The 12,521-nt window shown below is 64.0% G+C and carries 11 protein-coding genes; 8 read left to right on the top strand and 3 right to left on the bottom strand.

Annotation, left to right across the window (positions count from 1 at the left end; all coding sequences use genetic code 11):
- Positions 1–112: 112 nt before the first annotated feature.
- The 5 genes from AC07OK_RS22845 to AC07OK_RS22825 all read left to right on the top strand — a co-directional run bounded on the left by AC07OK_RS22845 (position 113) and on the right by AC07OK_RS22825 (position 7,888).
- Complete coding sequence (locus AC07OK_RS22845; protein ID WP_494692433.1) at positions 113–2,470, top strand: DNA translocase FtsK; 2,358 nt, start codon at positions 113–115, stop codon at positions 2,468–2,470.
- Between the two features lie 15 nt (positions 2,471–2,485).
- Positions 2,486–3,121 (top strand): outer membrane lipoprotein chaperone LolA, encoded by a 636-nt coding sequence (gene lolA, locus AC07OK_RS22840; protein WP_494692432.1) that lies wholly within the window; start codon positions 2,486–2,488, stop codon positions 3,119–3,121.
- 65 nt (positions 3,122–3,186) lie between these two features.
- Positions 3,187–4,491, top strand: a complete 1,305-nt coding sequence (locus AC07OK_RS22835) for a replication-associated recombination protein A (RefSeq protein ID WP_494692431.1) — start codon at positions 3,187–3,189, stop codon at positions 4,489–4,491.
- A gap of 324 nt (positions 4,492–4,815) precedes the next feature.
- Positions 4,816–6,111: an NRAMP family divalent metal transporter gene (locus AC07OK_RS22830; protein WP_494692430.1), complete on the top strand. Its 1,296-nt coding sequence runs from the start codon at positions 4,816–4,818 to the stop codon at positions 6,109–6,111.
- 148 nt (positions 6,112–6,259) lie between these two features.
- Positions 6,260–7,888: a diguanylate cyclase domain-containing protein gene (locus tag AC07OK_RS22825; protein WP_494692429.1), complete on the top strand. Its 1,629-nt coding sequence runs from the start codon at positions 6,260–6,262 to the stop codon at positions 7,886–7,888.
- Here the strand turns inward: AC07OK_RS22825 and AC07OK_RS22820 are convergent.
- Complete coding sequence (locus tag AC07OK_RS22820; protein ID WP_494692428.1) at positions 7,885–8,301, bottom strand: MarR family winged helix-turn-helix transcriptional regulator; 417 nt, start codon at positions 8,299–8,301, stop codon at positions 7,885–7,887. The two genes, AC07OK_RS22825 and AC07OK_RS22820, sit on opposite strands and share 4 nt — an antisense overlap.
- Positions 8,302–8,394: 93 nt before the next feature.
- Here AC07OK_RS22820 and AC07OK_RS22815 point away from each other — a divergent pair, with 93 nt between their 5' ends.
- Both AC07OK_RS22815 and AC07OK_RS22810 read left to right on the top strand, forming a co-directional pair.
- Positions 8,395–9,150 (top strand): alpha/beta fold hydrolase, encoded by a 756-nt coding sequence (locus AC07OK_RS22815; RefSeq protein ID WP_494692427.1) that lies wholly within the window; start codon positions 8,395–8,397, stop codon positions 9,148–9,150.
- Between the two features lie 36 nt (positions 9,151–9,186).
- Positions 9,187–10,020, top strand: coding sequence for an alpha/beta fold hydrolase (locus AC07OK_RS22810; RefSeq protein ID WP_494692426.1), 834 nt, complete (start codon positions 9,187–9,189; stop codon positions 10,018–10,020).
- A 15-nt stretch (positions 10,021–10,035) separates the two neighbouring features.
- Here the strand turns inward: AC07OK_RS22810 and AC07OK_RS22805 are convergent, their stop codons facing one another.
- Positions 10,036–10,449 carry a hypothetical protein gene (locus tag AC07OK_RS22805; protein WP_494692425.1) on the bottom strand — a complete coding sequence of 138 codons (414 nt, stop codon included), beginning with the start codon at positions 10,447–10,449 and terminating at the stop codon, positions 10,036–10,038.
- 86 nt (positions 10,450–10,535) lie between these two features.
- Positions 10,536–10,859, bottom strand: a complete 324-nt coding sequence (locus AC07OK_RS22800) for a DUF2917 domain-containing protein (protein ID WP_494692424.1) — start codon at positions 10,857–10,859, stop codon at positions 10,536–10,538.
- A gap of 177 nt (positions 10,860–11,036) precedes the next feature.
- Here AC07OK_RS22800 and AC07OK_RS22795 point away from each other — a divergent pair, with 177 nt between their 5' ends.
- A complete protein-coding gene (locus AC07OK_RS22795) occupies positions 11,037–12,488 on the top strand; it encodes an aminotransferase-like domain-containing protein (protein WP_494692423.1) in 1,452 nt (483 codons plus the stop codon).
- Positions 12,489–12,521: the final 33 nt, after the last annotated feature.

Genomic DNA, 12,521 nt, shown 5'->3' with positions numbered 1-12,521 from the left:
CGTCGGGCCGGTTGGGGCCCATATGCCTTAGAATAGCCATATCTGAATATTTCCTGACCGATAAGATTGCAACGCCTTTATACCTATGAGCAGTAAAAAAGTTCAGGAACGCATGCCAAAAGCCTCTTCCGCCGGATCTTCCGCCTATACCCGCACCCCCACCGAACGCCAGCCCCTGCCGAATCGGCTGGTGCGGCTGCTGTCCGAGGCGCGCTGGCTGGCGCTGGCCGTGCTCGGCCTGTATTTCGTGCTGATCCTCATCAGCTACGACAAAATGGACCCCGGCTGGTCCCACGAAACGCTGGTGCCCAAAGTGCACAATCTCGGCGGGCGCGCGGGCGCCTGGCTGTCCGACCTGCTGTTGTACATCTTCGGCTTCTCGGCGTGGTGGTGGGCGTTTTGCCTGCTGCGCATCGTCTGGCTGGGGTATCGCCGGCTGACGCAGAAATATGTGCTGTCCAAGGAGCCTGATCCAGAACACGCGCAGGAACCGCTGATACGCGGGATCGGCTTCGTGCTGCTGTTTATCGGCAGCGTCGGGCTGGAATACCTGCGCATGTACTCGCTGCATGTACAGCTGCCGCGCGCGCCGGGCGGTGTGCTGGGGCAGCTGATCGGCCATTCGTCCCACGTGGCGTTCGGCTTCACCGGCGCGACCCTGCTGCTGTTGCTGCTGTTCGGTCTGGGGCTGAGCCTGTTCTTCCACGTCTCGTGGCTGACCCTGGCCGAGCGCATCGGCGGCGGCATCGAAATGATGATCGACTGGTTCATCCAGCGCTACCAGTACCGCGAAGACCGCCGCCAGGGCGAGGTCGCGGCCGTCAAGCGCGAAGAGGTGGTGGTCATCGAGCGCGCCAAGCATGTGGAGAAGCATCCGGTGGCGGCGCCGCCGGTCAAGATCGAGCCGCAGGTCGTCACCGTCATCAAGTCCGAGCGCGTGGAGAAGGAGCGCCAGGCCAATCTGTTCCAGGACCTGAGCGGCGACAGCCGCCTGCCGGCCCTGTCCCTGCTGGACGAGGCGGCCGAGGTGCAGGAAACCGTGTCGATCGAAACGCTGGAATTCACCAGCCGCCTGATCGAGAAGAAGCTGTCCGACTTCGGCGTCGAAGCCAAGGTGGTGGCGGCCTATCCGGGCCCGGTGGTCACGCGCTACGAGATCGAACCTGCCACCGGCGTCAAGGGCAGCCAGATCGTCGGCCTGGCGCGGGATTTGGCGCGTTCGCTGTCGCTGACCTCGATCCGCGTGGTCGAGACCATTCCGGGCAAGAACTACATGGCGCTGGAGCTGCCGAATCCGAAGCGCCAGATCGTGCGCCTGAGCGAGATCGTCGGCTCCAAGGTCTACAACGACAATCCGTCGCCGCTGACCGTGGCGCTGGGCAAGGACATCGCCGGCAAGGCCGTGGTGGCCGACCTGGCCAAGATGCCGCACTTGCTGGTCGCCGGTACCACCGGTTCGGGCAAGTCGGTGGGTATCAACGCCACCATCCTGTCGCTGCTGTACAAGTCCGACCCGGCCGACGTGCGCATGATCCTGATCGATCCGAAGATGCTGGAGATGTCGGTGTACGAAGGCATCCCGCACCTGCTGGCGCCGGTGGTGACCGATATGCGCCAGGCCGGCCATGCGCTGAACTGGGCGGTCAACGAGATGGAGCGCCGCTACAAGCTGATGTCCAAGCTGGGCGTGCGTAACCTGGCCGGCTACAACGCCAAGATCGCCGAAGCCAAGAAGAAGGAAGAGCACATCCCGAATCCGTTCAGCCTGACGCCGGATTCGCCGGAGCCGCTGGACAAGCTGCCGACCATCGTCATCATCATCGACGAGCTGGCCGACCTGATGATGGTCGTCGGCAAAAAGGTGGAAGAGCTGATCGCCCGTATCGCGCAAAAAGCCCGTGCCGCCGGCCTGCACTTGATACTGGCGACGCAGCGCCCATCTGTCGATGTGATCACCGGCCTGATCAAGGCCAACATCCCGACCCGTATCGCCTTCCAGGTATCGTCCAAGATCGACTCGCGTACCATTCTGGACCAGATGGGGGCGGAAGCGCTGCTCGGCATGGGCGACATGCTGTACATGCCGCCGGGCACCGGCTTGCCGGTGCGGGTGCACGGCGCCTTCGTGTCGGATGAAGAAGTGCACCGCGTGGTCAAGCACCTGAAGACCACCGGCGAACCGAACTATATTGAAGGCATCCTCGAAGGCGGCACGCTGGAAGGCGAAGCCGGCGGCGGCGATGCCGTGGCGGGCGAGGCCGGCGGCGAGGCCGATCCGATGTACGACCAGGCGGTGCAGGTGGTGTTGAAGAACCGCCGCGCCTCGATCTCGCTGGTGCAGCGCCATCTGCGCATCGGCTACAACCGCGCGGCGCGCTTGCTGGAACAAATGGAAAATAGCGGAGTCGTCTCCGCCATGCAATCGAACGGCAACCGCGACATTCTGGTGCCGGCTGCCAGTGCGGAATAAAACAGGATAAATCGTATGATGCGTTTCAAACATATCGTGGTGCTGGGCGCCGGCTTGCTGGCCGTGGCGTTGGCCCAGGCCAGCGCGCTGGAGCAGTTCAAATCCTTCGTCGCCTCGACCAAGGCCGCCAAGGGCGAGTTCACCCAGAAGCAAGTCAAGAACACCAACGGCGAAGCGCCCAAGGTCTCGACGCCGGCCAGCGGCACCTTCGTGTTCGCCCGCCCGGGCAAGTTCATCTGGACCTACGTCAAGCCCTACGACCAGGTGCTGCAAGCCGATGGCGACCAGCTGTTCATCTTCGACAAGGACCTGAACCAGGTCACCGTGAAGAAGCTGGGCGATGCGCTGGGCTCGTCGCCGGCGGCCATCCTGTTTGGCAGCAACGACCTGGAAAAGAACTTCACGCTGTCGGAAGCAGGTACCAAGGAAGGCCTGGAATGGCTGAAGGCCGTGCCGAAAGCCAAGGACACCAGCTTCGAGCAAATCACCATCGGCCTGCGCAACGGTTTGCCGGAAGCGATGGAGCTGAAGGACTCGTTCGGCCAGACCTCGGTGCTGTCGTTCCGCAAGATCGAAAAAAATCCGGCGCTGACTGCAACGAGTTTTAAATTCGTCATGCCGAAGGGCGCCGACGTATTCAATAATAACTAACAGCCTGCTGTCGCGGGTGCCGACGCCGCAGCCGCGACGCTGCGGCGTTTTTCCATTTAGAGATCATGGCAGACTTATTTTCCACCGAACCGCGCCAGCCGCTGGCCGAAGCGCTGCGGCCCAAGACGCTAGCCGACGTCATCGGCCAGCATCACCTGCTGGGGCCGGGCAGGCCGCTGCGCCTGGCGTTTGAGTCGGGCCAGCCGCATTCGATGATCTTGTGGGGCCCGCCGGGCGTGGGCAAGACCACGCTGGCGCGGCTGACCGCCAACGCCTACGAGTGCGAGTTCATCGCCTTGTCGGCCGTGTTCTCCGGCGTCAAGGACATCCGCGCCGCGATGGAGCAGGCCCAGCACAACCTGGACATGGGCAAGCACACCATCCTGTTCGTCGACGAGATCCACCGCTTCAACAAATCGCAGCAGGACGCCTTGCTGCCGTACGCAGAATCCGGCCTGGTGACCTTGATCGGCGCGACCACCGAGAACCCTTCGTTCGAAGTCAACTCGGCGCTGCTGTCGCGCTCGCAGGTCTATGTGCTGCATTCCTTTGACGACGCCGAGCTGCGCCAATTGGTCGACAAGGCCCGCGCCAAGGTGCTCACGCATCTGGAGTTCGACGAGGCGGCGATCGACACGCTGATCGGCTACGCCGATGGCGACGGCCGCCGCCTGCTGAACCTGCTGGAGCAGACCAGCACCGCCGCCAACGCCGCCAAGACCAACCAGATCACACCGGAGTTCATCCAGAACGCGCTGACCTTGAACGCGCGCCGCTTCGACAAGGGCGGCGACAATTTCTACGACCAGATCTCGGCGCTGCACAAATCCGTGCGCGGCTCGAACCCGGACGCCGCGCTGTACTGGCTGTGCCGCATGCTCGACGGCGGCGCCGACGCCAAATACCTGTCGCGCCGCATCGTCCGCATGGCGTGGGAAGACATCGGCCTGGCCGATCCGCGCGCGATGCAGATGGCCAACGACGCCGCCGCCACCTTCGAGCGCCTCGGTTCGCCGGAAGGCGAGCTGGCGCTGGGGCAGGCGGTGATCTACCTGGCCATCGCCGCCAAGAGCAACGCCGGCTACAACGCCTTCAACCAGGCTATGGCGTTTGTGAAAAAGGACAAGTCGCGCGAGGTGCCGGTTCACCTGCGCAACGCGCCGACCAAGCTGATGAAGGAACTGGGCTATGGTCACGAATACCGCTACGCCCACGACGAGCCGCATGCCTACGCGGCCGGCGAAACCTACTTGCCCGACGATATGCGCGAACCCGGCTGGTACCAGCCCGTGCCGCGCGGCCTGGAGAGCAAGATCGCCGACAAGATGGCCTTCCTGCGCCAGCTGGATGTAGACGCCGGCAAGAGCTGAAGCGCCATTGCAATAATTGTTGTTGACTAAACCAGCGTATCTCCCGTATCTTTCGCCTGTTTTCCATTTCCGGAGACCCTCATGGGTACTTGTTCGAGTGATAGTTGTAGCCAGACCAGCTCTGGCACCGCCTCGGCAAGATAACGCAGCTTCCCCTGCCGTCATCTTGCTCACCGCGGATGATGGCGTCTGATGCGGGCCCAAGCCCGCGTCCCACCCATCCACATTTTTGTTGCTACGTCGCGCCGCCGTATCGCTGGCGCCGGCGTCGCCGCGCTTCCGTTTTGCGCCCGCTGCCGGGCGAACTCTGTTGTTGGATGACTTATGTTGAATGCTTACCACACCGCTACCGCGCCTGCGCGCGCCTTCGCCGCCACCTGGCTGAAAAAACTTGGCCCCGGCCTGATCACCGGCGCCGCCGACGATGATCCGAGCGGCATCGCCACCTATTCGCAGGCCGGCGCCCAGTTCGGCTTCCAGATGCTGTGGACGATCTTGTTCACCTATCCGCTGATGGTCGGCATCCAGGTGGTGAGCGCGCAGATCGGTCGCGTCAGCGGCAAGGGCCTGGCCGGCAATATCCGCGAACATTTCCCGTCCTGGCTGGTGCGCGCCATCGTCGCCTTGCTGCTGATCGCCAATACCGTCAACATCGCGGCCGACGTCTCGGCCATGGGCGAGGCGGTGACGCTGATCGTCGGCGGCTCGTCGCGCTGGTACGCGGCGCTGTTCGGCCTGGTCTCGCTGCTGCTGCAAGTGCTGATCCCATACCGCCGCTACGTGCGCTTCCTGAAGTGGCTGACGCTGGCCCTGCTGGCCTATGTGGCGACGGTGTTCACCGTCAACGTACCGTGGCTGCAAGTGATGGCGGCCACCGCCATGCCGCGCCTGGAATGGTCGCCGGCCTATATCACCACCATGGTGGCGGTGTTCGGCACCACCATCAGCCCCTACCTGTTCTTCTGGCAGGCTTCGCAGGAAGTGGAGGAATTACAAGCCTGTCCACAATCGCAGGCGCTGCGCGACGCGCCGACGCAGGCGCGCGCCAATTTCCACCGCATCAAGGTCGACACCGTGATCGGCATGGGTTTTTCCAACCTGGTGGCGTTCTTCATCATGTTGACCACGGCGGTGACGCTGCACCTGCACGGCATCGCCGCGATCGACACCTCGGCCCAGGCGGCGGCCGCCTTGCGTCCGCTGGCCGGCGAGTTTGCGTTTGCCTTGTTCAGCGCCGGCATCATCGGCACCGGCATGCTGGCGGTGCCGGTGCTGGCCGGCTCGGCGGCCTACGCGGTGGCGGGCGCCTTCCAGTGGGAAAAGGGACTTGAGAAAACGGCGTCGCAGGCCAAGGGCTTCTACGGCATCATCGCGGTCTCCACCATCGTCGGCATCCTGCTGGGCTTTACTGCCATCGACCCGATCAAGGCCCTGTACTGGAGCGCGGTGATCAATGGCGTGATCTCGGTGCCCATCATGGTGGTGATGATGCTGATGGCCGGCCGCGCCGCCATCATGGGGCGCTTCGTGATCGGCCGCCGCCTGCGGATACTGGGCTGGGGCGCGACGGCGGCCATGGCGCTGGCGGTGCTGGCCATGTTCTGGACGATGTTGCCCTAACTACGTTGTTTCATGGCAACGGAATCGGCGCGCTGCACAACTGGCGTAATATACTGGTAACACATAGTGCCGCCGAACTCCCGCGTGCAACGATGGCCAGTCCATTCGATCCGCAGTGTCCTGACGGGCTTGCACTTCAGGAGTTCTCATGCGGCCTTTATTTGGCTTCTTTTTAAGCTTTAAGTTCAAGATCACCGCCCTGGTGATCGCGCTGGTGCTGGTCGCGGGCATCGGCACGGGCGGCATTTCCCTGCTCATCGCCGAGACCGAACTGCGGCAGGTGATCGCGCGCCAGGAGTTGTCGCTGCTGACCAGCGCAACCGCCCTGATCGACAGCGATCTTCAGGACAAGCGGCAGCTGCTGCGCTTGTTGGCCGAGCAGTTCCAGGCGCATGAATTGACGCTGGACCAGATACAGCAGGAACTGGAAACCCACGAATCCCTGCGCGAAGAATTTTTCAATGTCACCGCCTTCGACGCCGCCGGCAACCTGGTCGCCAGCCTGCGCGACCGCAACGCCAAGCGCATCAACATCTCCGACCGCAAGTACTTCCAGGAGACCTTGCGGCTGAAGGAGGGTGTGATCTCGGCGCCGTTCAAGAGCGTGCTGTCGGGGAAGCCGGTGTTCGTGTTGACCCAGCCTCTGCGCGACGCCAGCGGCAAGATCGTCTGCGTCCTGCTGGGGGCGATCGACCTGCTGCGGCCGTCGTTCTCCGCTCAGATCGACTCGCTGCGCACCAGTTCCGAGGGCTACCTGTTCATCGTCACCGACGATGGTGTGATCGTTCACCATCCCAATAAAAAGCTGCTGCTGGAAAAGGGCGACGACGGTGTCGGCACCGTGCTGGAGGCTGCCTTGCAGGACGGCGAAGGCTGGCAGGACGGCATCCTCGACGATGGCGTGCCGGTGCTGCTGGTGCATAAGCATCTGCGCGAAGCGCCGTGGACCATCGCCTTGTCCTATCCGGTCGAGAGCGCCTTCGCGCCGATGCGCAATGTCCGGCTGCGTGCCTTTGTCGGGGCGGCGATATTGACCGGACTGGCCGGACTGTTCGGCTGGGCGGTCACCAAGAAGTTGCTGCAACCGCTGGGCCGGCTGCATCGGCACGTGGAGGACATCAGCGCCGGCAGGGCCAGTATCGAAGTGTTCGACGTGGACCGGGGCGACGAGTTCGGCCACCTCAGCCGGGCGTTCTATACGCTGTCCCAAAGCCGCGCGCGCGCCGAGCTGGAGCTGCACCGGCTGGCCACCACCGATGTGCTGACCGGCATCGGCAACCGCCGCATGTTCGACGATTTCCTGCCGAAGGCGCTGGCGCGGGCCGCGCGCGCCGGCCAGCAGGTGGGGCTGGCCTTCCTCGATGTCGACCACTTCAAGGAGATCAACGATACGCTGGGCCACGCCGCCGGCGACCAGGTGCTGGTGGAGTTCGCCCGGCGCCTGACGGCCTCGGTGCGCACCACGGATACGGTGGCGCGCCTGGCCGGCGATGAATTCGTGATCGTGTTCGAGCAGCTGGCCTCGAATACCGAAATCGATGTGCTGGGGCGGAAGATTGTGGAGGCCATGCATGAACCCTTCCCGTGCGGCGCGACGCAACGCCGGGTCACGGCCAGCATCGGCATCGCGCTCACGACCAGTCCGGCGGTGACGGTCGATGAAGTCATGCGCGCGGCGGACCAGGCGCTGTATGGCGTCAAGGCTGCCGGGCGCAATGGTTTTGCCGTCAACCAGGTCGGCGCCGAGCGCGTCTTGCGGGTGCGGGCGAAAACCTAGGCGTCGCTGTCGACCAGCAAGGTCAACAGGCGCGACAATTCCTTGCGGTCGGCCTGGGACAGCGGCGCGAAGTTATCGCTGGTGACTTTGGGCACGACCTGCTGGCATTGCTGCAGCTTGGCCGCGCCCGCCGGCGTCAGCGTGTGCAGCATGGCCCGGCCCTGGCCCGGCTGGCGCGCCACCAAGCCCATCTTCATCAGCCGCGTCACCAGCGTGCCGAAAGCCTGGTCCGAATTGAAGGTCAGTTCGGCCAGCCCGTGCATGGTGCTGCCAGGATGGCGGTCGATTTCGCGCAGCGCGTTCCATTGCACCAGGCTCACGCCCAGCGGGGCGAGCTGCGCCTCCAGGGCGCGGTGTTGGCGGTGCTGGGCTTGTTTCACCAGCAGGCCGAGGGCTTCGAGGGAAATAGTCATCTCAACATATTTATATATCGCTACTCCGCTGTCAAGATCGGCTTGACATATAAACATATTTATATAAAGATGTTTATATTAAATGGAGATCACATGAAACTGCAATTACTGAACGATACGCTGACGGTCGCGCTGGCCGACCAAGGGCAGGGGCGGGCCTACCTGTTGCTGCACGGCGGCGCCGGGCCGGCCTCGATGGCTGGGTTGGCTGGCGCGCTGTCGGCCAAGGCGCGCGTGCTCACGCCCACGCATCCGGGCTTCAATGGCGAGCCGAGGCCGGAGCACTTTTCCAGCGCGGGCGATTTGGCCCACGCCTACCTGGACTTGCTCGACCGGCTGGAAATAAGGGACGTGGTCATCGTCGGCAGCTCCTTCGGCGGCTGGGTCGCGGCGGAAATGGCGTTGCTGCAACCGCAGCGGGTGGCGGGTATTGTGCTGCTCAACGCGGTCGGCATCGACGGCGCCATCGTCGATCCAGCCGGACTGGCGCCTGCCGAGCGCGCGGCCAAGGCCTTCCACCATCCGCAGCGTTATTCGCTGGCCCCGACAACGCCTGAAGGCGCCGCGATGATGGCGGCCAATCATGCCGCGCTGCGCGTGTACGCGGGACAGCCCTTTATGCACGATCCGACCCTGCGGGCGCGTCTGGCCGGGCTGCGGGTGGCGGCACTGGTGGCCTGGGGTGCCAGCGACGGCATCGTGGATGTGGCGTATGGACGACGCCTGTGCGACAGCATGCCCGGCGCCGTGTTCGCCGTCGTCGACGAGGCTGGACATTTCCCCCACATCGAACAATTGCAGCAAGTGTTGGACCTGATCGATGATTTCGGCCGGGTTCAAATGTTGTAAGATGAAGGATTGTGGAAGCGGTGAACGAGGAGCAGCATGCAGCAGGTGACCAAGGTTGACGGCATCGAAGTCTATAGCGAAGGCGAGGGCGCAGAGACCATCGTGATGATACACGGCTGGCCGGATACCTACCGCGTGTGGGATGCCCAGGTTGAAGAACTCAAGCACCGCTACCGTTGCGTGCGCTTCACCTTGCCTGGCTTCGACATCAACAAGCCGCGCCGCGCCTACTCGCTCGACGCCACCATCCGCCTGATTTCCTACATCGTCAACAGCGTGAACCAGAAGCAGAAGGTGATCCTGATGCTGCACGACTGGGGCTGCATGTTCGGCTACGAATACTATATGCGCAACAAGCAGGCGGTGTCGGCCATCATCGGCGTCGACATCGGCGACGCGCAGTCGAAGGCGGTGCAGGATGCACGCACCTTGTCGCAGAAAATGATGGTCAAGGGCTACCAGGGCACGCTGGCGCTGGCCTGGGCGATCGGCGGACCGATCGGCAATATGATGACGCGCTACATGGCGCGCGTGCTGCACGTACCGTCGCCGAAGGAATACATCAGCGTCAAGATGAACTTCCCGTACTACATCATGGCCGCCGGCGAGGCCGGCTCCTACCGCAATATGGCGCGCTTCGTGCCGCAGGTGCCGATGCTGTTCATCTATGGCGCCCGCAAGCCCTTCATGTTCCATTCCGATACGTGGGCCGACAAGCTGGCGGCGAAAGAGGGCTGCAAGGTGGTGGGCTTCAACACCGACCACTGGCCGATGCTGCGCCAGCCCGAGCGCTTCAATGAAGTGGTGCTGGGCTGGCTGGAAAAACCGGCCGACAACGACGAAGCCGCCGAGCAGGACGCGGCGGCCTGATCGCGGCCTGAGCTACTAACGCAGCTTGATCGGTTTCAGGTAGGGCGCGAACGGCGGCGCCGGCAGCTGGGCCGAGGCGTAGGCCTGGCGGAAGCATTCGGCCTTGCTGTTGTCGACGTCGGTGGTGCTGCGGATGACCTTGCCTGCGGAGTCCAGCGTCAGCACGATCACCACCGGATACTTGGATTTGTCGTGGCAGTTGCCGCGTTCGTCGAGCTTGTTCGAGTTGTTGAAGTTGATCGACACTTCCTCGTACTTGCTCGCCTTGTCGTTCGGGAACTGGGCGTTGAATTTGGCCATCTCGCCGGCAAAGGCCGGGTTGGCCGGCGGCGGTGCTTCGTCCTTGGGCGGGCCGCCCAGGGTCGAGCAACCTGCGGCGATCATCATGACGGCGCCGGCGGCGGCTATTTTCAGGAATGGCTGGTTCAAGTTATTCTCCTCGGTGTCTGTACTGTTGATACATCGTACATAGTCCGGGGATATCACGGCGCACGATTAGTTGCGTAGGTGAAATCCTACAATCCCCACCCCTGCAGCGCCGAGGCGAACCTGGCCTGGAACGCCGCCCAGCCGTGCGGCACTTCGGTGTCGGCCGGCAGGCGCACCCGCACCGCGCGCGGGCCGACCGCGTCGATCAAGGTCAGGCCGTCGTTGGGCACCTCGAAGCTCTGGCCCTGGCGCAGCATGAAGTCGGTATGTTCGCCGTAGGCGGTGATCCAGGCGGTGCCGGCCAGGCATTCGATGTGGCGGCCCGCCGCGCCGGCGATGCGCAGGGGATGGTTCTCCGACAGGCTGTATTCGGCCTGTCCCTGCGTCAGTGCGAGTAATTCCGGTTTCATTTGCGACTCCTGCAGTGGTGATTCGTGCAACCAGAATACGCAGCGGCGGCCGACCATAACAGATGCAGCAAATCGAAATTGTGACCGTCACAATGGCGAATGGACTAAACTGTTATGGTCGAAATTTGCGCTCGCTGTACCTGTCGCCACCGGGCGGGGCGGGGCCACAATAGCCGCATGTCCCATCAACTCACTCTGTATGAAAACCTGGCCAACGAACTGGGCGGGCTGATCGCCAGCCGCGTGTTTGCGCCGGGCGACCGGCTGCCGTCGATCCGCCACCTGGCGCAGCAGAAGCGCCTGTCGGTCAGCACCGTGATGCAGGCGCTGCGGCTGATGGAGGACCGCGGCCTGGTCGACGCCAAGCCGCAGGCCGGCTACTACGTGCGCCATCGCCCGCGCATGAGCGTGGTGATGACCGACGCCGAGCACTTGCAGGAACCGGCCTATGTCGGCATCAACAACCTGCTGATGCGGGTGCTGAGGGCCAACGAGGACCCCGGCCTGGTGCAGATGGGCTCGGCCTGGCCGCTGCAGGAACTGCTGCCGATGAAGCGCATGCAGAAAACCGTGGCGGCCGTGGCGCGGCGCGATCCCGGGCTGCTGAGCACGGTCAGCTGCTACGACACCAACCATCCGGAGTTCATCCGCCAGATCGCCCGCCGCGCGCTGGACTGGGGCCACCTGGACCTGAACGAGATCGTCGTCACCGGCTCCTGCACCGAGGCGCTCAGCCTGTGCCTGCGGGCGGTGGCCAAGGCCGGCGACACCATCGCGATCGAGTCGGCCACCTATTTCGTGCTGCTGCAGCTGATCGAGTCGCTGGGCATGAAGGCGCTGGAGATACCCACCCATCCGAAGACCGGGCCGTCGATCGACGCGCTGGAGCTGGCGATGAACGCCGGCCTGGTGCAGGCGGTGCTGCTGATCCCGAACGCCAATAATCCGCTTGGCTGCATCATGCCGGAGGCGAACAAGAAGCGGCTGGCCAATCTGCTGTCGCAGCACGATATTCCGCTGATCGAGGACGACGTCTACGGCGACCTGTGCTTCACGCCGGAGCGGCCGTGGCCGGTCAAGGCCTACGACACCAGCGGCCACGTGATGCTGTGCGCCTCGTTTTCCAAGGCCATCAGTCCCGGTTCGCGGGTCGGCTACGTGGTGGCGGGGCGCTATGCGCAGGACATCGTGGTGCAGAAGATGATCTCCAGCGGCGCCACCAGCCACTTCTTCCAGGCCGTGCTGGCCGATTTCCTGACCGGCAGCGCCTATGAGAACCAGGTGCGCAAGATGCGGCGCGCGCTGTCGCAGCGCATCGCCCGCATGTCGGACGCGATCTGCGAGACTTTTCCCCACCAGTGCACGGTGTCCGAGCCGCAGGGCGGCTTCGTGGTGTGGGTCAGCCTGCCGGAGCAGGTCGACGCCCTGGCCCTGCACGGCGACGCCGTGGCGGCCGGCGTGGCGTCTATGCCGGGACAGCTGTTCTCCGCCACGGGCAAGTTCCGCAACTATCTGCGCCTCAACTGCGGCAATCCCTGGGGACCGCGCACCCAGGCCGCCATCGCCACCCTGGGCGAGCTGGTGCACCGGCATGCCGACCGGCCGGCCGTGCTGCGCAGCGCCGCCTGAATCTCTCCTGATTCTTTCGTTTCCGACCCGTTT

This window comes from Duganella sp. GW821-FHT07G03 (assembly GCF_059418605.1).
Note: the sequence above shows the minus strand (reverse complement) of the source record. Positions and strands in the feature narration are given on the sequence as shown.